The sequence below is a fragment of the Mucilaginibacter sp. OK098 genome, assembly GCF_900142915.1.
Classification (GTDB): Bacteria; Bacteroidota; Bacteroidia; order Sphingobacteriales; family Sphingobacteriaceae; genus Mucilaginibacter.
This window is the reverse complement of the sequence record NZ_FRCM01000006.1, coordinates 550,867-574,609: the sequence shown is the minus strand read 5'-3', so window position 1 is coordinate 574,609 and position 23,743 is coordinate 550,867. Positions and strand designations below refer to the sequence as shown.

14 protein-coding genes are annotated in these 23,743 nt (G+C 40.7%); 1 reads left to right on the top strand and 13 read right to left on the bottom strand.

Annotated elements, in window-relative coordinates; translation table 11 throughout:
- Positions 1–304: 304 nt before the first annotated feature.
- The 10 genes from BUE31_RS22300 to BUE31_RS22255 all read right to left on the bottom strand — a co-directional run bounded on the left by BUE31_RS22300 (position 305) and on the right by BUE31_RS22255 (position 20,244).
- Positions 305–2,803, bottom strand: coding sequence for a T9SS type B sorting domain-containing protein (locus BUE31_RS22300; protein ID WP_234997887.1), 2,499 nt, complete (start codon positions 2,801–2,803; stop codon positions 305–307).
- Positions 2,804–3,314: 511 nt separating this feature from the next.
- Entirely contained in the window at positions 3,315–4,073 is a 759-nt protein-coding gene (locus BUE31_RS22295) for a 3-keto-disaccharide hydrolase (protein ID WP_073406048.1), read from the bottom strand.
- Positions 4,074–4,397: 324 nt separating this feature from the next.
- Entirely contained in the window at positions 4,398–5,717 is a 1,320-nt protein-coding gene (locus BUE31_RS22290; protein ID WP_073406047.1) for a vanadium-dependent haloperoxidase, read from the bottom strand.
- A 111-nt stretch (positions 5,718–5,828) separates the two neighbouring features.
- Positions 5,829–7,862: a glycoside hydrolase family 65 protein gene (locus BUE31_RS22285; RefSeq protein WP_073406046.1), complete on the bottom strand. Its 2,034-nt coding sequence runs from the start codon at positions 7,860–7,862 to the stop codon at positions 5,829–5,831.
- On the bottom strand, positions 7,862–11,161 hold the full coding sequence (locus BUE31_RS22280; RefSeq protein WP_073406045.1) for a VCBS repeat-containing protein: 3,300 nt from the start codon (positions 11,159–11,161) through the stop codon (positions 7,862–7,864). The genes BUE31_RS22285 and BUE31_RS22280 overlap by 1 nt, the downstream gene beginning before the upstream one ends.
- 28 nt (positions 11,162–11,189) lie before the next feature.
- Positions 11,190–12,122, bottom strand: coding sequence for a hypothetical protein (locus tag BUE31_RS22275; RefSeq protein ID WP_073406044.1), 933 nt, complete (start codon positions 12,120–12,122; stop codon positions 11,190–11,192).
- A 132-nt stretch (positions 12,123–12,254) separates the two neighbouring features.
- On the bottom strand, positions 12,255–13,775 hold the full coding sequence (locus tag BUE31_RS22270; RefSeq protein ID WP_073406043.1) for a RagB/SusD family nutrient uptake outer membrane protein: 1,521 nt from the start codon (positions 13,773–13,775) through the stop codon (positions 12,255–12,257).
- A 32-nt stretch (positions 13,776–13,807) separates the two neighbouring features.
- Complete coding sequence (locus BUE31_RS22265) at positions 13,808–16,777, bottom strand: SusC/RagA family TonB-linked outer membrane protein (protein WP_073406042.1); 2,970 nt, start codon at positions 16,775–16,777, stop codon at positions 13,808–13,810.
- Between the two features lie 598 nt (positions 16,778–17,375).
- A complete protein-coding gene (locus BUE31_RS22260; protein WP_073406041.1) occupies positions 17,376–18,980 on the bottom strand; it encodes a DUF6377 domain-containing protein in 1,605 nt (534 codons plus the stop codon).
- 292 nt (positions 18,981–19,272) lie between these two features.
- Positions 19,273–20,244, bottom strand: coding sequence for an alpha/beta fold hydrolase (locus BUE31_RS22255; protein ID WP_083620198.1), 972 nt, complete (start codon positions 20,242–20,244; stop codon positions 19,273–19,275).
- A gap of 89 nt (positions 20,245–20,333) precedes the next feature.
- Here BUE31_RS22255 and BUE31_RS22250 point away from each other — a divergent pair, with 89 nt between their 5' ends.
- Complete coding sequence (locus BUE31_RS22250) at positions 20,334–21,215, top strand: LysR family transcriptional regulator (RefSeq protein ID WP_073406040.1); 882 nt, start codon at positions 20,334–20,336, stop codon at positions 21,213–21,215.
- A 77-nt stretch (positions 21,216–21,292) separates the two neighbouring features.
- On the opposite strand, the gene BUE31_RS22245 is transcribed toward BUE31_RS22250, so the two are convergent.
- The 3 genes from BUE31_RS22245 to BUE31_RS22235 form a co-directional block, all read right to left on the bottom strand.
- Positions 21,293–22,234 carry a DUF5996 family protein gene (locus tag BUE31_RS22245; protein WP_073406039.1) on the bottom strand — a complete coding sequence of 314 codons (942 nt, stop codon included), beginning with the start codon at positions 22,232–22,234 and terminating at the stop codon, positions 21,293–21,295.
- 83 nt (positions 22,235–22,317) lie between these two features.
- The gene (locus BUE31_RS22240) at positions 22,318–22,707 is read right to left on the bottom strand and encodes an OsmC family protein (protein ID WP_073406038.1); all 390 of its coding nucleotides are present in this window, start codon (positions 22,705–22,707) and stop codon (positions 22,318–22,320) included.
- Positions 22,708–22,711: 4 nt separating this feature from the next.
- Positions 22,712–23,596: a pirin family protein gene (locus BUE31_RS22235; RefSeq protein WP_073406037.1), complete on the bottom strand. Its 885-nt coding sequence runs from the start codon at positions 23,594–23,596 to the stop codon at positions 22,712–22,714.
- Positions 23,597–23,743: the final 147 nt, after the last annotated feature.

Sequence of the window (23,743 nt, the reverse complement as noted above, 5' to 3'; positions counted from 1 at the left end):
AATTATGAAACAAAGATGCATGACCGATCGGTCATAAATAGAATTATTTTAGTTTTTTACAGAAAAATAACAATTATACTTTGATCAGTAGCGGTAGTTTATAGAATGTAGTAGGTTCACGGGAAGCCTTTACGTTGTGCAGGTCTGTCATTCTCGGGCCGGAGAGAGGATGTGTTTTTTTAAGAGCCGATCTGGGCAGTTTTGCAAACAGAATTCATGTTGTATTTTAGGCGAAATCAGGTTGCGATAAACTTTGCCACGGAAAGGCGGAATAATTTCACTGTCTAAAACAATAAGCGTTAATTTATCTGATAATGGTAATGTCACCGCTGATCTTTCTATTTTGTGATCCCAGATCTATAACATAATAATAAGTTGACACAGGCACCTTAGCCCCATTCATTGTTCCGTCCCATGCATGGTGATATCCTCTTGATTGAAATACAGGCATGCCATAACGATTGTAAATATTTACAAAACAATTAGGGTAATTTGCTATCCCGCTGATGTTCCAGGTATCGTTTATGCCGTCGCCATTTGGGGTAAATGTATTTGGTATTTCCAATTTGGAAACTATAATCACCTTAATCGGCTCACTTATGGCTGGCATGCTGCAAACAGTAGTTGGCGTAATTGCGCAGGTAACTATGTCGCCGTTAACGAAAGTATCGCTGATAAAAACAGAAGCTCCCGTGCCAGCATTATAACCATTAACAGCCCATTGATACCCAACCAACCCATTGGCATTGCTTACAACTGCGGTAAAAGTTATAGGTACGCCCGGATAAACGCCATTTACAGAGGCTGATATGCTTACTGCCGGGGTTGAGGGTGTAATAAGATTTAATTTAACCGGGTTAGAAACTTCAGGAAAACCTGCAATGCAGGCATTATCTGTATTTGTGCTTGTACAGGTAACAACGTCACCATCAGCAAGTACACTGCTGGTAAATGTTTTTGCATTAACGCCTGTATTATTGCCATTAACTTTCCATTGATAATTGGGATTGGCTCCCCCATTATCTGTAGTGGCTGTAAATATTACCGAAGAGCCAACACAGGGATTGATATATTGGGCAGCAATGCTAACAACGGGAGTAACCGGTAAAGTTACGGTAAGCGTTTTTGATTGTGGAGTAGCCGAAACATATAGTGGTGGATTGGCATTTTGCGATACTGTAATAGTTGTTACGCCCGATCCTGCAATATGAATAATTCCCTGATCTGAAATTGTGGCTACGGCAAGGTTACTGCTATTGAAGGTTAAGGGTATTTTTACTTCGGAAGTGCTTGCATCTGCAGAAAAATCGGCGTCACAAATTGTTTTTACAGCTATTTCGGGTAAATTAACAAACAAGTATTCAACTACGGTTAAAATTTGTTGCACAGGTGTGGCGTCAGAATAATTAGCATTCCCTTTCTGGTAGGCGGTGATGGTTGTTATACCCGGTGCTATCACATGTATTAATAAGCCGTCAGGCGTCACCGTAGCTACTGAGGGATTACTGCTGGTATAGATGATAGGAGTTTCGTTATTAGTACTTGTGGCCTTAGGGTCATAATTGTTTGAGGCATCCAATCCGGTGGGTTGCTGCGGAGGCAGTGTGATGATTGATTGTTTTAATACTTTGGTGAGCCCTACCGCAATATTTACAACAGTTGTATTGCTACCACCGCTGTTATATGCATTGATCGTATAATTTGCAGAAGGCGATAAAGCCGTTGGCGTGCCACTGATTATGCCGGTTGTTGGATCGGAATTTAATCCGGCAGGCAGCTGTTTATCAATAGTATAGCCAGATATTGACACTTTTTTTACAGAATTCATATCGCCTATGATAAGGTTACCTTTTCCATCCGGCGCCAAACCAATTGGTCCGGATAAGCCGGCCGGCACAATTTCTGTTTCAGAACCATTTAGCGAGATCCTTTTTATACTATAGCCCTGCTGTTCAGTTACATAAATATTGCCTGTTCCATCCACAATTAACTCGCGGGGAAAGTTAAGTCCGCTGGCTAATGTAGAAACCATTCCGGCAATAGTAATTTTTCTGATGGTGCCGTCCCCTGAATCTGATACATATAAGTTACCGCTTGCATCAATTGTAATAGCTGTTGGTATGTTAAAGCTTGCTATAAGATTTGGACCATTTGCAGAACCTGCCGTACCGTTTCCTGCAAACGTACTAACAATGCCTGAAGGTGTTATTTTCCTGATCACATTGTTGCCCTGATCTGCTACATAAAGATTGCCCGAATTATCTATGGCCATCCCCCTGGGGTAATAAAAACTTGCTGACGTGCCTGTACCATCGGTAAAACCAGTAGCGCCATTGCCTGCAAACGTAGAAACTAAACCCGCAGAATTTATTTTTCTTATTAAACCATTTTTGATATCGCTTATATATAAATTGCCAGACTTATCAAACAAAAGAGCATCGGGTTCATAAAATGTTGCTGATGTTCTCGGCCCATTATCTGCTCCGGACATTCCGCTGCTGCTGCCGGCAAAAAGTGATACTGTACCTGCCGTATTTATTACCTTAACCTGGTTATTATAGAAATCGGCAACATATATATTGCCGGAGGCATCAACAGCAATCCCTGTAACAACACTAAAAACACTGCCTGTTACTGCACTTAGTTTACCATAAATAGCTACAGGCACGGCCCCGCCTATATTGGTTGGGGCCAACGGACTTATTGATTGGTTAAGCACATAGTTTTGTGGCGTCTCGTAACTTATTTCAGGTGGCGTGGTTGATAGCGCAACACCATTGAGCACAATGTTGTCCGAATGCAAATTTGGGATAGGCTTTAGAACAGTATTGTCTGACCTTACCAGGAAACGTGTTGAAGAGGTTTGACAAAAAGCACTGATTAACACAAATTGAAGAAAAAAGATTATGAATGCTTTTAAAGCGATTTTTAACATTTTTTGTGTTTGATAAGGTCCAAAAAAATATTCCTTAATAATAAAAGTATTTTATCAGTAAACCGAATTTAATATAACAATAGGTAGTTTGAATTTGTACTATCGTTTTTACATTATCATCTGGTGGGTGGATATGACGGCTGCCAATGTGTAAAGACTATCTCTTGACACCGTTTGTTATTTCATAGTATTACTGATCTTTACTATTCCGTTCATACACATTGCTCACATAGTACAAACTACTTCAAGCGCCAGGCGGTAAGTGCAAGAAATCAAAACAGAAAAACACAAGCTATTTAATGGTAGGCCTTTACCCATAAACCAAAAAGGTAGCTGACTCCTCAGCTACCTTAAACCAATCAACTATATACTCAATTTACTATAGTTCTCTTATCCAGATGTTGCGGTAGCTCAGCGGCTCGCTTTTATCGCCGTGTGCCTGCAGTTTTACGGGGGCCGGGCCGTGCTTTTCATAAACCGGCTTGCCTATATAACGGGTAGGGCCAAGCAGTTCCACATTATTTTCAACCAGCACCCCGTTATAAAATACGGTTGCTTTGGCCGGGGTTTTCATGCTGCCATCTTCGTTAAAGGTTGGGGCGGTCCATATTACATCATAGGTCTGCCATTCGCCCGGAGGTTTGGATGCGTTAGCCAGCGGGATAAATTGTTTGTAAATACTGCCTGCCATGCCATTAACATAAGTTTTGTTTTTGTACGAGTCGAGCACCTGCAGTTCATAACCGGCATCGCCTTTGCCAATTGAGGCTAAAAAAATGCCGCTGTTTCCCCTTAATTGCCCTTCGCCGGTAATATTAGCCGGGATGTGAAACTCCACATGCAGCTGGTAATTGGTAAAGGCCTGTTTGGTCTCTATATTTCCCGCGGTTTTATTAACGGTAAGGATGTTGTCCTTTACGTCCCAGTTTGCAGGTTTGTCCCTGTCGTTGGTGGTTACCCACTTGTCCAGGTTTTTGCCGTCAAACAGCACAATCGCGTCCGACGGAGCATCGCTAACCGTTTTGCCCGGAGTTACTACTTTAGGTACCGGCTCATAGATCTCGGTATCTTCATGTTTTTGCGCCCTGGCTATTATAAAGCTGCCGGCTAACAGGATGGTCAATAGTATTTTGTTCATATAATTAGGTTTAACATTTTAAAACAACGCTGTTCCTGTTTTTTTAGCAGCAATAAAATATGCTTAGAACAGTTTACATTGGCAACGGTTAATTTGCCTGGTTTATAATAGTTTAAGTAAGCGCTCTCTTTATGATTCAGGTAGATGCGCTTAGTAATTTAAGTATAAGTACAAATTAATGTACCAGTTAATATAAAACCTATTTTTATACTGAAAATTTCAGAGAAAGATGACTTTTAAAAATATAAATAATTATATATCAACTATTTGTAAAACAAATAGCTTTAAAAAATTTAATTATAATTTAAGAGAAGAAATGATAATTTACTTCTTCATAACCAGCTTTTCAACCACAGCATCACCAACTTTTTGCCCGTAACCACTGGAAACCATGCACGAGTTATGAAAATGGATGCCCCCATAAAATCGCGACCATGCGGTTTCGGCTGCTGCCTGGTTAAATGATTTAAAACTGCGGCTCTTAATCCCGAATTCAAGCTCTGTGGTATCGGTGTAGGTTACGTTATCGCCAAACACGCTGGTGAGCGCTTTTGCCGCCGATGCCGAGATGGTACAATGTCCGCAGGTGTATTCAGGGAAAGGAGGTGTTTGCAAATGCGGGCGCCAGGTTGCATCAAAATATTTATCTATTACTGTTTCGGGCCTTACCGTATTGTAAACATATTTTGCGGCCCAGCATTCAATAAAAGCATCAAATAAAGCAATGCCCGTTTTTGCATAAGCGCAAACGGTTGTGTTAAAATCGGCATTGGTTGTTTTGGCGGCAATTCCGGCTATGCTCATCCAATGACCGGCTGGTGAGAATTTTTTCCGGATAAACATTAAATGCCCGTTTACATTTAGCTTTCCCGGGTTATCATCCCAAAAATCAGCAATATGAATTTGCTCGGGAGTCAGGCTGTCCACCCTGTTTTTTATGGCGATCACTTCCTGGTAATATTTACTGTTTTTGTCCTTTACGTTAAAATCGGGCGGAGGCACAACACTATATTGCGATCCGTCTTTCATCACCATGGTGCGGATCTCGCTCCAATGCGGTTCAACAGCTTCGGCATACATGGGCGGGGTAGGCACCCAGCGGCCCTCTTTGTCGCTCAATGCATATTTTGAAGCGCTCCGGGTTTTTAAATAATTATCCCCTTTGCTCCATTTCATGATGGATTTAAACATGGCATCGGCAAATTTTTCAGAGCCTTTTAAAACTTCGTCCGGCATCCCTGCATTTGCAGCCCTGGTTTGCATATCGATAACATATTGCTTCATGCTACCTGCCGGGAAGGTAACCGCCTCGCCAACTTTGCAAAAGGCAAGGATACTTGCATAATGGAAATCTATTTTCGCATCTTTTTCCGGCTTTGCCACAGCCTTCAAACCATTCAGCTGCCCGCAAAGCGATTTGTAATGCGCCGGATCACCGGCAGCGATTACCTCATAAGCCGCAACTGTTGCATAGGCATAATTGCGTGAAGCAACTACTGGCGAAAAGTTGTTCCCCATTACCACGCGGTTCAGCTCATGCACTGTATTGCTGAACAAAGCCGGGTCGCTCATTACCTTTTGGTAATCAGGTTTTTTGCAGGAGAAGATGAGCAGGGAGATGAAGAGAAGGAAGATGTACTTCATAGTATTTTATTTTAGGATTAGAATCAAGAAGTCAAGAGTCAGGAATCAAGATAAAAAGGATTTCACTTCCAACCCTTGACTCTTACGTTCTTGATTCTTGATTTCTTGTCTCTATTTTATAGTGTAAGTTTTTTTACCAACCCCAACGCCTGTTATAGTAACAGATTTCCAGTTTCCCGGCAACTTGCTTTTAATTTGGACTATGCCGGTAGGTGTAATATCCAATCCGCCAAAACCCATCAATAGTGATTGTACTATCCCTCCGGCACCCGTTGCAAAATAGGGGTTTGTTCCACCTTTGGTTTCAGCAATTACCCTGAACGGCGGATTAAGATTTGGTTCATAGGCATCTTTAAAAAAATGATACGCCTTATCGCCATTACCCAAGCGTGAATAAAGTAAAGCGAATACCGCCTGCGTCATAGCTGGGGTGCCTTCGTTGGGGATGCGGGTTTCATAGTATTCCAGGTCCTTTTTTATTTGGGCGGGATCTGTTATTGTTTTTAGAGGATATGCCAGCAGGTTAACATCCGCCTGCTTTATTCCTTCGCCTTTATAAGTTTCAAATTCACGGGTTACCCCATCCGGAAATTTAAGTACAGGGATGTTTTGTGCAACCACCTCCCAGTCGGCATCGGCTTTTAATCCTAATAATTTTGCAGCCGCTGTTGCGGCCCTGAGGTTGGCGCTTGCAGCTGCATTGGTAAAGGCGTTATTATCTACATTCTCTGCCCATTCATCTGCGGCTACCACATCTTTTATATCATAATGCCCCGGCCCGTTGCGTTCTACCCGGCTTGCCCAAAAATCGGCAGTGGCGGATAGGATAGGCCAGCCTTTTTCGCGGAGCCAATCCTTATCCTGCGTTACGCAATAATAGTTCCATGCTGCAAGTGCAACATCAGCAGTAATATGGTGTTCAAACGGACCGCTTAAAGCCCAAACAGGTGTTTCCTCAACCCCGCTATCAGCGCTTTCCCATGGAAACATGGCTCCTTTATAGCCATGGGCAAAAGCATTCCTTTTGGCTTCGGTCAACCGCTCAAAGCGGTATTCAACCAATGAATGTGCTATCTCCGGGTGTAAAACCAGCAAGGCAGGGAACATCCACAGGTCGGCATCCCAAAAAACATGCCCGTTATATCCCAAACCCGATAAACCCATCGGCGACGGCGAATAGCTGGTGCCAGCTCGTGAAAACGAATACAGGTGGTAAAGCATGCTGTGTATATCCTGCTGAGCCTGCGCATCACCATCAATTTTAATATCGCTTTTCCAGAGCTCATCCCATGCGTTGTTGTGGTATTGTTTCAGGCGTTCAACACCTTCCAGTTTGGCAAACATGGTAAGGCGTTCAGCCTCATTCAGCGGATCAGCATTATGTGCTGAGGTAATAGACGACCCAGCCAACGCATACTTATACGTTTCACCTGCCGCTAAACTTTTGCTGAATTTCATCAGGTGCATATTATTATCCCACATTTCGTGAATCACCCTTGGTTCCTGTCCGTGCGCTTCATTAAACAAAAAGGTATTAGACGCGCAGAGCTGTAATTTTCCCGTCGGGCTTTTTGCCGTTGAGGTGAGCAGGCTTATGGTTACATGCGGACGATCGATCTCGTTATAATAATTCTGCACATCTTTTAAAGCATCCGGCGCTTCCATTACACTGGCTGCTGTAATAGTTATTTGTTTTTTGGCGATGACGGAAACATCCATTAAAACGGTAAAAGGCAGCTGCCGCAACGAATAATAAGTATATTTTATGGACGCTTCATCACCATAATCAAACGTGGTGGTAAAGGCAGCATGCGCCATATCAAGCTCCTGCTTAAAATTGCTGATGTTGTCTGCACCAATCCGTTTGCCGTTAATCTCCAGGTACATGTTAAGCAGGTTAAAGCTATTGAGAAAATTGCTCACCCTGCCACGCCCGTAAAGATCATACGCCCCTGCCAATACCACATTTTTCACCTTAAAAGGTTCGGGCGATGACACTATCCCTATCATGCCGTTAGCCACAGTGATCCCGTAATAGTTAGCCGGATCAATTTTATCAGCTTTAATTACCCATTGATCCTGTGCTGCTAATGGTCTGCTATAAAATAAGCATGCTGCCAATACAACTATAAATATCTTCCTCATTAATTCACCTGTTTAAAAAACCTGATCTCTTTGTTATTAAACGCAACCACATAGATGTTGCCGCTTGCTGTTTTTATAGTTTTAATATCCCTTACCTCTCCGCGCAATAAAAATCCGCCCGAAACAGAAGAAATGCTTTTGAGCAATCTTTGCTTGTCAACGGCTAAAATATCGCCATAATCCGCATCATAAATCCCTTCATAAGGTAAAGTGCCGCTAAAGTTGCCGCCTGCTAGTATGCCGGTTGCATTGGGTAAAGTAAACGTGCCAAAGGCAAACAAAGGCGCAGATTGCACCGAAGCCGGAAAAGCTTTAAACTCAAACACACCGTTCCCCTTGTTAAAGAATACACCCGATTTAAACGACTGTACTTTTAAAAATTTATCCTTATTTAACGAGTCGCCGAAAATTTCATTAACCGTTTTACCGGCAAAATCATGGTAGTACAAAAACTTCTTTTTTATCAGTGGCACTTGCCTTTCAAGATCTCCTTTACCTAAAAACGTATAATCCTGCTGCGCTATGCTGTAAGTCAGCAAAGGGTCAACAGTGCCATTTTTATCAAGATCTGACAGAAAGAGTTTTACCGGATTTTCTTCCGTTGGTTTTAGCTTGGAGTTTAAACCATAGTTACCGGCCAGGATATCAATCATACCGTCACCATCCACATCGGCAAGCACAACTTTTTGCCACCAGCCGCTTAGTTTATCCATAGCAGGTTGGCGGCTTTGCACCAGCTTGCCTTTTTTATTCATAAATATTTTTACCGGCATCCATTCCCCGGCCACCACAAGGTCGGGCCAGCCATCATTATCCAAATCAGCAAATACAGCGGATCGGATCATCCCTGCATGTTTTAATTCTTCAGGAATAGCTGCTTTTTGGAAATGACCTTTCCCATCATTCATCAATAAATACGATTCCGGGATTCCGCCAAACTTACCTGCTTCCGGCGCACCGGCTATAAAAAAGTCAGGGTAGCCGTCATGATTAACATCTGCAACCGCAACGGCAGCTTTGTTAAGCCTGATGTCGGGAATATTGGCTGATCTTGTAAAATGACCTTTGCCATCGTTTAAATAAAGCCTGTCGGCTAATTCCGGGGAGCCATTGGTTGCCTCATTTCCACCGCTAACTACATAAAGATCAGGAAAGCCGTCATTATTTACATCGGCAAACACTGCATCAACATCCTCGCTTAAGCTATCGGTAATAAAGGCTGGTTGAGGTGATTGTTTAAACCCACCGCTTTTTGTTTGAATAAACAACGCGCCAGACTGACCTTTTGCACCACAAACATAAAAATCCTCCAACCCATCATGATCCACATCGGCAACTGCCATCCTTGGCCCTTCGGCCGAGAGCATGTGCGGGATCAGCGGCTGCTGGTTAAAGTCGACAAAGTAGTCTTCCTTATGCTTCCAGCTTACCTGCATCTCCCTGGTAACCTCTTTAAATATTGGTTTTTTTGGCGGGAAGAATGCGGCATATGAAAACGTTCCTTTGGCATTGGCTTGACTGATGTTTAAAACCTGGTTCGTTTTTACAGCTTTTAAAACCTGGTAAGTTTGATTAGGCCAGACAAGCAAAATGCTGTCAATTTTTTTATAATTACCCAGCCCAAAATGTAACCGCGCATCAACCGACGACTGAAACCCACGGGTAAGCATCAGTTGCTCATATTGCATTTGGCCACCGCAAAACACGTATGCTTTAGTGCCGATACCAAAATGGTTGTCCTGTTTCCCAGTAAAACCGAGGGTAATGTAATTGCTGCTTTTCGATGTGTTTTTATAGATGCTGGCTTCATGATTTACGTTGTTCACCACCAGGTCGAGCTTGCCATCATTATTCAGATCGGCGTAGGCGGCGCCGCTTGCCAGGCCGGGTTCAGTAAAGCCCCAGTCGGCGCTTTTATCTTCAAATTTTTCGGTTTTGGTGCCTTTGTACAGGTAGCTATGCACAGCGCCGGGAGGCATTTTGTCCAGCACCAGGCTATCTGCCCCGCCGCTGCTGTTTAATAAACCCTGAATTTGATCGTTAGATACAAAAGCTACATAATCCATATCCAGCGCGCGCCGTTTTATGCCATTGGCAATAAACAGGTCTTTTATTCCGTCGTTATCAAAATCGGCCAATAAGGGGCTCCAGCTCCAGTCAGTTGCGGCAATGCCGTTCATCAGGCCTACTTCGCTAAAAGCCTCGCCATTGCCCATGTTTTTCTGCAGGCAATTGCGCGAGTATTGATTTTGAAAACCGTTTTTTGAAATTTTAAACCGGTACTGATCGTATGACTCATCGGCGCCATAGCTTTTTAGTGTTTTTTCATCCGCGGGCAGCATATCAAGGGTTACCAAATCCAGCTGACCATCATTGTTAAAATCGGCAAGGTCATTACCCATGCTAAACCTGCTGTAATGGTTAAAGTGTTTAGCTCCGGACTCTGTAAATGTGCCGTTGTGGTTGTTGATGTAGTAATAATCGTTTTCGTGAAAATCATTCCCCACATAAATATCATCCCATCCGTCATTGTTAATGTCACCAATGGCAAGGCCAAGTCCGTATCCCAGGGCGCTGCTATAGATGCCTGAGCTGGCGGTAGCATCAACAAAATGCCCTTTCTGGTTCATATAAAGCCTGCTGCCGGCCAGCTTATTGGCAATATGCCTGGATGAAGTGTCACCATACATAGAAACAGAATGGTCCGACTGGTTGAGCAAAAAACAATCCAGCAATCCATCGTGGTTATAGTCAAAAAATGCCGCCTGCGTTGAGAAGCCTGAAAAATCAAGCCCATACGCAGCCGATCTTTCAGTAAAGGTGCCATCATGGTTATTAATGTACAACATGTTATGCCCTTTAAGCCCAAGCTTACCGGCTACTGCGCATACGTAAATATCAAGATAGCCATCATTGTTTACGTCGGCCATGGTTACGCCGGTGCTCCAATCTGCAGTACCGGCAACGCCTGCTTTTTGGGTGATGTCTTCAAACTGGTAATTGCCTTTATTTAAGTAAAGCTTGTTGCCGCCTTTTTTATTAGCTGTAAAAAAAATATCGGGCAAACCGTCATTGTTAATATCACCGATAGCAACCCCGCCGCCGTTGTAATAATACAGGTAATCTAAAATTCCTGGCTTGTCATTATCGCTGATGCGGTTTAAAAAATGAATATTGGTTTGAGAGGAGGGGAGCGATTGAAATAACGGGGGAGGCGATGGCTGATTTTTTTTGCAGGAGGATGCGGCCAGGCATAAAGCAACTGTGATTACAATTAACAGGTGTTTTTTTAAACGCATTATCATAGCCTTATCTCAATAGTAATTATTACATATAGGGTATCATCACCTGCATCTCAACCAATGTGGTATCACTGGTGGGCAATTTATTGTTTTCAAATCTTTCAAAAGGAAATATCATCGGGTGAATGTAATTATCATTCATATACATCTGCATTGCTTTATATAGCTTTTCCTTGTCCTTGTAGATTCCTTTAAAATAGCCAGCCAATATTTTACCACGTGGCATATTCATATATTCAATGCTGTTATTAATAATCGCAACCTTCTTATTTACCGGCAGCCCCATAAGTATTTGCAGCGAATCACCTTTATGCGAAACATACTGCAGTTGCAGGGGATAAACAACCTTTAAATGATTTTGCGAAACAAAATCATTTAGTTTAGCCTGCATCATGTTACTTTGCCTGTACAGGTCGCTTTTTAAAAATGTACTTCTTTTTACAGCTACCATTTTTTCGGGTGTTTGTTCCCTTTTAATCAAAAAGCCGTAATAGAGCCTTACATCTTCCATGTAATTTTTAAAACTGGTTATACCAGTATTGTTCAGATCATCATCTTTGAAAATTTTCATTAAACAGGCAAGTCCGTTAACTTTAAAGGTAACAGCAACGGTTGTTGTTAAGCCCTTTGAATCCGGAATAATTGTGAAACTGTAATTTAGCTTGTTATTGTCGGTTACCCGGGTAACCAACAGGTTATAACTATCCTGCTTCTTTACTAGAAAATGTTTCCCTGAAATGTCAATTCTAAATCCGTTTGAACTAAGATTCTCTTTGTATGCGGAGGAATCTTTGTTAATATCCGGTTGCCACTTTTTCCAGTTTCCCGGTGTAAATAATTGCTGATAACAATTAAAATACGATGCATTGATTTTTATGGTAACCTGTTTATTAAAAGGAATTATGAGCGCCGCAATTAAAATAATTAACAATAAACTTAATAGCACTAATCTTTTCATTTCCAGGTCAGCTTTCGCTAAATGTACTAATATAATTAACAGGCGGTTTGCAATATGTTAAACTGTTTAAACAAAAATGGAACAGCCGAAGCCATTCCATTTTTGTATCTGTAAAAGAATCCAATTATTAAATTAATAACCAGGATTTTGAACCAATAAAGGGTTCGTATTTCTTTGTGGTTGTGGTATAGGGAAAAGAAAGGTATGGGTATCACCATCTGCCAGTTTTCCTGGTACCCTTGCTCCTGTATAATATTTAGTTCCTGTCGCAACTTCAAACCTTATCAGGTCATTTCTTCTCCAGCCTTCCCATGCAAACTCCCTGCCGCGTTCGGCAAGCATATCATCAAGGGTTAAGGTTGTTACTCCCGCCAAACCAGCTCTTGCTCTTATTAAATTTACATTAATGATAGCACCTGCAACATCCCCTGTCTGCAATTTGGCCTCAGCAGCCATCATATAAGCATCTGCAAGGCGAAATCTAACGCCATCATTGCTTGTACCATCGCCGCCTGTACCTGGCTGGGGTTGATATTTTACACTGCGAACACCTGCGTACTTAAAGCTATCTGCAGGGTTGCTTAACTCTTTTACATACTTACTAAGCACTGTGCCCACTATTGGTGCACCGGCGGCAGTATATTGCTGACCAACCAGCCACATTTTTTTACGCAAATCACCATCACTAAATGATTGGTAGAAAGCGGTTGGCGCACAAAAACCGTTATAAGGCTGGCCGGTTAAGTTAAACGTTAGGTTGTTATTGTAATTAAGCGTATACATCTGTATAACGTTACCTTTTATAAGCGGATAGTTAAAAGGAATGGTAAAAATGTTTTCAACCGAACCACGATTAGTGTAGGTGAAGTTATCAAAGAAGTTAGGCTGCAGGCTGTACTTTTTTGAGTCGATAACCATTTGCGAATATTTCAACGCATTTGCCCAATCAGCAGTGCCTGTATATACCTGGGCATTTAAATACAACTTTGCCAACAGCATATAGCCGGCCCATTGGTTAAAATGGCCATAAATAGCCGGATTGCTTGCGGCATTATCAGTTGATAATAAAGGGACATTTTTTTGCAGATCAGAAACCAGGTAAGCATAAATGTCAGACCTTTTTACAGGTGCTAAACTTGCAGTTGCGCTATAGGTTGTTACCAATGGAACGTTACCATAAAGGTCAGTAAATAAAAATGTATAATAATCTCTCAAAACACTGATCTCTGCTATAAGCGCAGCCGAGTTTGAAGGTTTGGTAGCTAAACCATTTATGATATTTATAATAAAATTACATTTGGTTATACCGTTACTTAGGTCCTGCCATCCACCATTATCATTGGCGTTATTAGCATCAACCGTATGTAGCCAAAGCTGGGTGTGCTCCCCGCCATCATACCAGTCATTGCCTCGTGTTGGAATTACCATTTCATCAGTTGAAGCTTCGTTCAGCTGGAAAACATTTTCTGTTTGCAATGGTGTTAAAGCTGTATAAGCGGGCGCCAAACCTGCAGCTATTTCTGAGGGGGTTTGATAGAAATTTTGGATTGGTACAACGCTATAGACATTTTGATCAAGCTTTTTGCAGGATTGTGTGAGTATAGTACCCGCCATTATGACCACGAACAGGCTTAATATTTTTTTACTTTTCATCTCTTTTAAATTAAATTTTAATAAAACCGATACTATTTAAATGAAACATTTGTACCGAATGTAAATGTCCTGGTTTTTGGATAATAGGCAAAGCCACCGTAATCTGCATCAATATAATTTTGATTAGGGTTATTATTAGGAGCAATATCAACTTCCGGGTCTAAGCCTCTGTATTTCGTAATTATGAAAAGATTATTAGCCGCTATATAAACCCTTATAGAGTTAACTCCTTTAATATGATCAAAGGTATAGCCCAATGAAGCGTTATCCAGTCTTAAGTATGACGCACCTTCCAGCCATCTGTCTGATTGTGTTGGTGCACTTTTTACACCGTTGGTTAATGCAGCACGGGTAGTATTGGTTGATGGTAAGCGGGTAATGGTTTCATAGTCTAACAAGGTGTTGTTAAATATTTTTGTACCATAAACACCGCGCAGGAAGAAACCGAGGCTCCAGTTTTTATAACTAAAGTTGTTATTTATACCGTAGTTAAACTTAGGGCTAGGGTCAATATAATGGCTCGGAGGGATGTTGCCGGGATATTCTGCAAGGGTTTTTCCGTCAAAAGTCTCAACTCCCTGGGCGTTCGCACCCGTAGAATGGGGCAGGTAAAATACATAAGGTGCGTATCCGGGTACAAAACGGGTTATGGCTGTTGAGCTTAAACCCTGGCCTTGTGCATTACCTACGTCAAGGAAACTGGTATTTACCTTTGTTCCGTCAGCCAGTGTACCTGATAGATTAGCAATCTTGGTTTTTACAAAGTTAATATTTCCTGATGCTGTCCAGTTAACTCCGCTACCGGTCAGGATCTTGCCTGTAAGTGCAATTTCCAAACCCTTATTAGTTAAGGTACCAACGTTTGAAAAAGTAGTACTTACTAAATTGGGAGGTTGAGGTACTGTACTGCTAAACAGCAGGTTTTTTGTTTTATCATTATAATAGTTAAGGTCGCCGGTTAAGCGGTCATTAAATAACGAAAAATCTAAACCTATGTTTCTGCCTACCCTGGTTTCCCATTTTAAATATGGGTTTGCATTTTGGTTAGGGGCATAGCTCGAAGGATAGTTGCCGCTGGCGCCATCATAATATTTATTACCCGGTGCAACCAGTGCTAAGCTGCTATAAGGACCAATAGGGTTTTGATTACCGGTTTCACCAAATCCTACCCGAAGCTTTAAATCATTTATCCATTCAACATTATTAAGCAAATCACGTTTTAAGCGATAAGCAAGGTCAAATGCCGGGAAGTATGCCGATTGAAAATTTGCACCAAACTTACTTGAACGGTCATTACGGATAGATGCTGTGGCATAAAAACGGCCATCATAGTTGTAATTTACACGGCCAAGCAATGAGCTTAACTGATATTCTTCCTTATATGAGCCAATAGGTACTGCAACCGGCGAAATTCCGGTGCCAAGGTTATTGTCTAAGCCTTCAGGAACCAGCAATTGCTGCGCAGCGGCAAAAAAGTAATCATAATAAAATACATCCTTTTCTGCAACGGCAACAACTGAAATAGAATGTTTGCCAAACTTTTTGTCATAGCTTGCATGTATATCGCCACTATATGAGTTGGTATTGTAATTATAATCATTAGCATTACTTGGGCTGTTTTGAGCAACAAATGACGGCTGGAAATAATGCGTTTGAACATTATTACGAACCGTAGAGCCGGTAACTCCAACTTTAAGTTCAGGAAGGATGCTGTAATTAGCTGTGGCATTTATATTGGTCAAATACTCATTATGTTTGTTGTATTTTTCCGCTAAATACTCAACCGGGTTATAAGCGTTATAGCCGGCGCCAAAATCATTATACTGGCCATTAGGTAATCTAACCGGTATAGTTGGCAGGGCGTTAAATACATATCCAAGGTCACTCTGGTTGGTTAAGCTCCTGTTGGTGTTAACATTTGAGATACCAAACGTAATGTCCAGTTTATCATCAAGTGCCTTTTGTTCGCCATTAAACCTCATGCCCAATTGTTGCTTACCACTATTGATGATAATACCCGGTTGGTTTTGATAGTTTAATGAAGCACGATAATTAAAATCCTTTGTTCCGCCTGATATAGCGAGGTTATGACTTTGAACTACTGCTGTACGGTTAATAGCCCGCTGCCAGTCAGTATTAACATCATCTGACTCGTTCTGGGCTGTTGGCCTGTTGGCTACATTTGGAACAGCCGCTAAATATTCAGATGTATTTAGTAAATCAAAATATTTAGCTTGCTTTGCCATGCTAACATATCCGCTATAGGTAACTTCAGTTCTGCCGGCTTTTCCTTTTTTTGTGTTTACAATAATAACACCATTTGCGCCGCGCGAACCATAAATAGCTGTTGCTGATGCGTCTTTCAATACGTCATATGATTCAATATCGCCTGGTGCTATATTTTGAAACTGACTTGGGTCGTTCAATTGCACACCATCGACTACAAACAGCGGTGATTGGTCGCCTGATATGGATGTTTGCCCACGTAAGCGGATACTTACATTTTGATTCGGGTCACCGCTACCTTCAATAATAACAACACCGGCTACTTTACCTTGTATTTGTTGAAGCGGATTAATAATAGCGCCCTGGTTAAAATCTTTTGAGGCAACGTTTGATACGGCACCTGTCAAGTCCTTTTTACGTTGTGAACCGTAACCCACACTCACTACTATCACCTCATTAAGTGAAGTACTGGTAGAGATCATTGAAATATTAGCAGTTGATTTTCCGGTTATGTCAACTTCCTGCTTGTCATAGCCGATAAAACTAAAAACTAGTGTAGTTGCTGATGCCGGCACGGATAAACTGAAACTCCCGTTTGTGTCGGTAGTAATACCGATAGTTGTTCCTTTAACACCAACGGATACCCCGGGCATGGCTGATCCGTCTTTTGAGTCTGTAACTTTACCGGTAATTGTTTTGTTTTGAGCCATTGCGGGCAAAACAAAAAAACATAACAGCAGGAGACAGCTTAATTTAAGTAAATTTCTAAGCTTCATAAATTTAGGGTTGAATAGATAAATTGGTTGGTTAAATATAACTATTAATTAAATATAATTATAGTTGAAAGTTTTATTTTCGTTTGTTAATAATTGAATTAACAAAAAGTAAATATTTGATTAAGGAGGGGCATTTGTTGATTTGTACAGTTTTCTCATAGGTATAAGGTTTTGATATTATTTTAATACCGCATATTATGTGTGCGTTTCACGCAAAGTCAAAGCATCAGCGCCAAATCATCCCAATAAAAACTAAAACTGATATCTCCTGCTGATCACGAAAATCAAAAGTGCTGTCTGCCTGAAAAAATTATAATTGGTCTATAAGTCTTAAAATCACTAAAGCCGGCAGGGCCTAAATCCCTAATGTGCCCCATTAATGACGACATAACAAAGTAATAGGTTGATGAGTGGAAAACCTATTTTTTTACTTAAAATATAAAAAAATTTAAATTATTTTATTTGTAAGTATTTAATTATCAATATATTAAAAAATAAAAACACATAAACAATATAAAAAAATTTAAATGTTTTTTAACTAATGTGTACAATAACGCCTGTTTATAAGGGAGGATAAATAGACCTTAAACATAAATAATCAGGATTTATTGGGAGCCATGAGTTTATGATCGAACTGGTCAGAAGGGTATATTGATTTTGCCTTGATCCTCATTTTATAAACATATATGGTTTTTACGGAGTATTCTAAAATACTGGCTATGGTTTCATTATCACTTATTCCCATTCTGTTTAATGCAAATATGCGAAGGTCAGTATTTAAAACTTCGTGGTCCTTTGGCCAGATCTGGTCTTCCTTTTTAAACAGCGAATTAAATGTGGTTATAAAATTGGGGAATACTTTAAGAAAAGTATGGTCAAATGTATAAAACAGCGTCTCCCTTTCCTTTTTAATATTTATTTCGTCAATAGTTAGCTGGATGTCTTCATATTTCTTGGTAACTAGTTTTCGGTCGATGCTTCTTTTCAGCTTTTCGAGCTTTAAAATGTAGCCCGATATTACATTAAAAAAGTAGCCTATATACTCTTCCTTGATCCGGGTATCCTCACCAAGCTTTTCATTGATCTTTTCCAGCTGAATGTTCTTCTCTTCAATAATCTTCTCTTTAACTTTTAAACGCTTCAGCTGGATAAATATAATGAACGAAACTAACAACACTAATGCCGAAACCGCAGTTGTTGATAATAGATAAACTATTACCTTGTTCTTTTCCTTCTCTACCAAAATCAATTTCTGAGCCGCAACTACAGGTAATACTGCTCCTATTTTTATTTTACGGAGCCTGGCCCCATAATATTCTGCATCGTTCATTGCTTCCTGTATAAATATATAAGCATCAGTCATATTGCCTTTCTGATACAGTTGCTGGCCCAGTAAAAAAGCAGCCAGGGTTTCTTTAATCGATGCTCTTATATCATTAATTGCGCCAATGGTTAAAAGTTGGATCCGCTCATCTGCCTGGGCGTCACTGATATAAAAGAGGCTGAGGCCGGTAGCAGTCCTGGCGCGTTGATGAGTAGTAATGTTGAAGTTATAAAGCAGTCGGATAAGATATTTTGACGGAGTTTTTGTATCACCGGTTTTTAATTGCCTGGTGCCAAGCTGCATCAATAAGTCAAACGAATCCGGTTTGCAAAACCTGATTGCCGAGTCTAAATACTTAACAGATTCAGCATTTTCATAAGGGGTGTAATAGCTGTCATTATCGTAATCGGCCAAGTCAGAATAGGCTCTGGCTTTTAATGAGTAATATTCAACTTTTGAATCGTTACTTAAAGCAGCGGCATTAATATTATTTAAACAATCAAAAGTTTGCTTAAACATGCCCGCTGAACATAAAATAAAACCAAGCTTCATTTTACTGTCATACTCTTTCGACTGATCCTTTAGCTGGTGGCTAAGATCCAGTAACTTATTGGTGTACACATAGGCCGAATCAAACTGGTAAACTTTATATTCTTCATAAAGGCTGCTGCATAGTCCATAAAGTTTTACATAATCTGTTTGAGGTGTTTTTGATAACAAATTTCTGAACCTTTTTATCCGCGCTTCTTTTTGGTCGTCATAAACCTTTTTCTTTACCAGTTCTTTTTTTAATACAATCAGCAGGCTATCTGTTTTTGAAGAAGCAAAAGTTGAGTAACCAAAAAGCACCAGGAATAAAAATGATAAATAAATTCTCATAGATAACGGATTAACATTTAAAAGAAAAAATAAAATATGAAAAACGCAACGCTTTAATTTGCCATTACTACTTGTTAAGGACACATTTTTGAACTAAATATAGACTTATTTGATGAAATTTCGCACTTTTTAGTTAGCTGGTCTTAATACCCCTTTGGCATTAACTCAAATAAGTTAATTAGTTTATTGTACTAACATTTTAAGATTGCATTTAACATGAAATAAAAAAAGTGGTTAAGGAGATAATCTCTTTAACCACTTTTAAGGGTGCTTTAATATTAATTAAGCGGCATTATTTAGGCAAACCATCCAGGAAATTTAAAATATCGCTGCCTATTTCCTTAGCATGTGTTTCTAATGCAAAATGGCCTGTATTATAAAATTTAACGGTAGCATTAGGGTTATCCCGTTTATAAGCTTCTGCTCCGGCAGGTAAAAAGTAGGGGTCTTTATTGCCCCAAACAGCCAGCGTCTTTGGTTTTTGCTCCCTGAAATATGCCTGGAACTTTGGATATAGCTGTACGTTGGTCCTATAATCTTTCACAAGATCCAGCTGGATCTCAATATTCCCCGGGCGATCTAAAAAATGCTGATCCAGGGTATAAGCCTCCGGCGCAATTAAAGATGGGTCTGATACTCCCTGGTGGTATGCATACCAGGTTGATTCTTTTGATACAAAATCTTTTAAGGCATCCCTGTTTTCCTGTGAAGGGTCCTGCCAGTATTTTTGGATTGGGTTCCACTCCTTGCTTAATCCCTCTTCATAGGCATTGCCATTCTGAGAAATTATACCGGTGATTTTTTCGGGATTGGCTAATGCCAGCCTAAAACCAGTAGGCGCTCCGTAATCAAACACATAAAGTGCAAAACGTTTAAGGCCCAGCTCATCAATAAAGGCCTGCATTGTTTTAGCCAGGTTATCAAATGTATATTGGAACTGCTGATGATCCGGCGCATCTGAATATCCAAACCCCGGCAAATCCGGCGCTATTACATGGTATTTGCCGCTTAATAGAGGGATCAGGTTTCTGAACATGTGTGATGAGGTTGGGTAACCATGCAGCAATAAAATTACCGGTGCATTATTTGAACCTGCTTCCCGATAAAATAAGTTCAGTCCATTAGCTTTGATAGTACGGTAGTGAATTGATGACGTTTCCATAATTTGATTTTTTGATGTTTGATTTGATTGGGCAGATGCGGGATTAACAGCAAAGTACAGGCTGGCTATTAATACTGCTGTCGTTTTTATTATAGTTTTCATTTTTATGATTTGTTTAAGTCAAAATTACTTCCCATATTTGATTATTAAAAACGATTTATAATGATGGTATAAATCATATTTAGTGATGTATGAATACGCACGATCTTAAAATTTTTGAAGCTGTTGCTGCTAATGGCAGCTTTACAAAAGCTGCTGAAGCAATGTTCACAGTTCAGTCAAACGTAACCGCTAGGATCAAAAGCCTGGAGGAAGAATTTGGTGCCGAGCTATTTACCCGCACATCGCGCAAGGTTGAGCTAACGGCCGCGGGCGAAACATTGATGCAATACAGTAAACGGGTTAGTCACCTTATTGAAGAAGCTAAAAAGGATATTCATAATGCCGATTCGGTAAAAGGGCATATTAAAGTGGGTTGTATTGAAACCACTATGGCGCTCAAGGTCCCTTCTATAATTAATCATTTTGCTGAAAACTACCCGGATGTTGATCTTGAATTTAAATCGGCCATGCGCGGCAGCCTGATCAGTGATGTACTTAATTATAAGCTGGATGCTGCTTTTGTATCGGCCCCTGTTAATGTTGCCGGCCTTGAGCAGGTAATTGTTAAGGAAGAGCAGCTTGTTATTTTAGCACCGGCGCATTTTACAAAGGTTTCTGAAGCGCTTGCCGCCAAACCTTTAAAACTTGTGGTGTTTGACCAGGGATGCATCTTCAGGTCATTGCTTGAATTGTGGCTTGCTTCTAAAGGGATCATTCAATATAAAAGCATTGTGCTTAATTCTATCGAAGGGATCATCAATTTTGTTGAAGCGGGCCTTGGCATCAGCATTTTGCCTGCCGAAGTGATTACGCAATATTACGCCGGCAGGAAATTAAGCACCTTCGTCATTAATAAGGAATTAGGCACAATGATCACTTTACTGATATATCGGAAGGATGTGCCGCAATCCGGCGCTTTGAAGATGTTTATTGATATGTATGCAACCGATACCGTGTTTGCATCTGTTTAATGGATAAAACACTGCAATTAGTTGGGTTGAAGAATTTTAGCCCGGTATTTAAAATTCATGCCGGCTTCAATTAAAGCCTATTCATTAAACGAGGAGAAATCGCATTCCAACGTCTTTTTGTCCCATTTAGCTGTGATGGATGCGGCTTCATAAGTCGACTGTAAAAATTGCATCAGGGTATCCCCGGGATTGTCAGACCGCTGAACCACCTCGTATAACAATATAAATTCGCCCATATCTCCACTAAAAAATGCCTCGTTTGGTTTAACCGGCTGCTGGCTAAACTCAGCAAGTGATGGATAGCAATAAGAGTAAAATGCAGGATGCGGAAATTGTTTGTTGCCCGGCCAAAACCCGCATGAACTTACCTCGTGAGAATAAGCCTCCTGCATTACGGGTAACGGAATGTTTGGTACTTCGCCTGAAAAGAGCGGAGCAGGCCTGCCTGAAAATCGCGTAACCGCCATATCAAACGATCCCCAAAAAAAGTGCACGGGGCTGCACTTACCGGTAAACCTTGCCCTGAATTTGGTAAATACGTTATGAATTTTCACCAGTGCCAAATAAAAATCATGTGCCCTTTCTGCATCATAGGATTGGTGCGTTTCGTCCTTTTCAAAAGGAATAGCCGGATCAACTTCATTGGGCCCGGTACTGATGCTGGCATCTATATCGACAAGCTTTAATTTTTCAAATAGCTCCCTGTAAAAATCAGCGACACTCCGGGGATAAAGTTCAACCCTTTCACTACCGCCCGCACTGGTAGTAATATGCAGCACATGATGTATAAAATCAAAGTCGATCTGGAATACCCCCGCCGGGTATGGAATGCTTCCGGTAGTTAAACCATTAGCGCTAACATACAAGGCAACATGCCACGAATGGTTTAACCAGGGCATTTGTGTTAATCGTATTTTGCCAACAATCTGCGTCCATAGGTGCAAAGTGGCAATCGTATCTTTCCAGTTTTCAAAAGCCAATTCCGGCCATTGTTCTTGTTTAATTGTTTTGGCGTCCATGGGTATGCTGTGTTATATTTTTCAGATAAGCTCTAAGCCGGAAAAGGTCAAAATTTAATTAAAGACTTAACACTCATTTTCAACTATATCAATATGGTTTCAATAGCAATGGGGTTAGTAAGTATTTTATGAACGGGGCAGGCATTGGCAATGGTTAGTAACCTGGCGCGTTGTTCTTCATCAAGCTTACCTGTAAGTTGTAGTTTCCTGGTAAATGTTGTTTTTCCGGCTTCTTCATTAAGTTCAACCGCTACATTTACCTGTTCAAGATCCCATAACTTGCGGTTGGCATACATGCGCAATGTGGCACAGGTACAGGCCGCCAGGGCTGATGCCAGCAGCTCTTTGGGTGAAAACCCTTTGTCCTGCCCTCCTTTTTCAACCGGCTCATCGGCAATTACCACGTTACCAGTTGGCGATTTAATTTCAATCCTGTAAGGCTCGGTGCCAATACTTGCTTTAATTGCTATCATCGTTTTATTTTTTATTGAATGATGGATAAGGTACAAATTCTGTTTCGTCCCCTTTTATCTTATCAAAAGTTTGCGCTATCCATTTTTGTTTGGCCGCATTAATAAGTTCCTTGTCCGAAGCCACAAAGTTCCAGTCAATAAATCGTTCTTCAGCAAAAGGTTCCCCGCCAAACAGGTAAATTGTACTGTTTGCTTCTATAATAAACTCGCACATGGTACTTTCTTTGGCTACTAACAATTGCCTGGGGTGGTAAATGTTCCCCTCACTTTCAATATTTCCTTCAAGTATGTATAAGCCAGCTTCACCAAAAAGCTCATGACCAATATTTACTGTTTGCCTCGTTTTGCTTTTTACTTCTATCATAAAAAGCTTGCTGTAAACTGGAACGGCAGATATATGGCCCAATATTTCGCCGGCTATTAATTTATACTGAAGATCGCCCGATGTCCATGTGGGAATCTGCGCTGCATCAATATGAAAAAACTCCGGCTCCATCTGCTCCAGCTCTTTTGGCAATGCTACCCAGATCTGTAAGCCATGCATCGTTTTATCCGCATGGCGCAAATATTCCGGGGTCCGTTCTGAGTGTACAATTCCTTTTCCTGCGGTCATCCAATTTACTGCGCCCGGTTTTATTTCTGCAACATTACCCAAAGTGTCGCGGTGCATAATGCTGCCTTCAAATAAAAATGTAAGTGTTGAAAGGCCAATGTGCGGATGCGGCATCACATCAAAGTTTTCGCGTTCGTTTAACTTTACCGGCCCCATATGATCAATAAAAATAAAAGGGCCAACCATTCTTTTTTCCCTGAAAGGCAGTAAGCGGCCAACCATAAAATTGTCAACGCTGGCTGCCCTTTCTTCGATGATGAGATTGATGTTTGACATAGTGATATATACTTATATAATGTATTATGGCTTTAATTTAATTAAACTGTTTTTTGGGCGTCCTTAAATAAAAAATCAGGCTGAGCTGCACTACAATCCAACGTTATACCATTTTTGATGTTTTTAGGTAGATTAAAAAAAACATTA

Coding starts and splice junctions, on each gene's coding strand:
- BUE31_RS22235 (WP_073406037.1), bottom strand. CDS start 23,596: ATGTCAAACATCAATCTCATCATCGAAGAAAGGGCAGCCAGCGTTGAC.
- BUE31_RS22295 (WP_073406048.1), bottom strand. CDS start 4,073: ATGAACAAAATACTATTGACCATCCTGTTAGCCGGCAGCTTTATAATA.
- BUE31_RS22285 (WP_073406046.1), bottom strand. CDS start 7,862: ATGAGGAAGATATTTATAGTTGTATTGGCAGCATGCTTATTTTATAGC.
- BUE31_RS22260 (WP_073406041.1), bottom strand. CDS start 18,980: ATGAGAATTTATTTATCATTTTTATTCCTGGTGCTTTTTGGTTACTCA.
- BUE31_RS22265 (WP_073406042.1), bottom strand. CDS start 16,777: ATGAAGCTTAGAAATTTACTTAAATTAAGCTGTCTCCTGCTGTTATGT.
- BUE31_RS22245 (WP_073406039.1), bottom strand. CDS start 22,234: ATGGACGCCAAAACAATTAAACAAGAACAATGGCCGGAATTGGCTTTT.
- BUE31_RS22290 (WP_073406047.1), bottom strand. CDS start 5,717: ATGAAGTACATCTTCCTTCTCTTCATCTCCCTGCTCATCTTCTCCTGC.
- BUE31_RS22240 (WP_073406038.1), bottom strand. CDS start 22,707: ATGATAGCAATTAAAGCAAGTATTGGCACCGAGCCTTACAGGATTGAA.
- BUE31_RS22250 (WP_073406040.1), top strand. CDS start 20,334: ATGAATACGCACGATCTTAAAATTTTTGAAGCTGTTGCTGCTAATGGC.
- BUE31_RS22280 (WP_073406045.1), bottom strand. CDS start 11,161: ATGCGTTTAAAAAAACACCTGTTAATTGTAATCACAGTTGCTTTATGC.
- BUE31_RS22275 (WP_073406044.1), bottom strand. CDS start 12,122: ATGAAAAGATTAGTGCTATTAAGTTTATTGTTAATTATTTTAATTGCG.
- BUE31_RS22270 (WP_073406043.1), bottom strand. CDS start 13,775: ATGAAAAGTAAAAAAATATTAAGCCTGTTCGTGGTCATAATGGCGGGT.
- BUE31_RS22255 (WP_083620198.1), bottom strand. CDS start 20,244: ATGAAAACTATAATAAAAACGACAGCAGTATTAATAGCCAGCCTGTAC.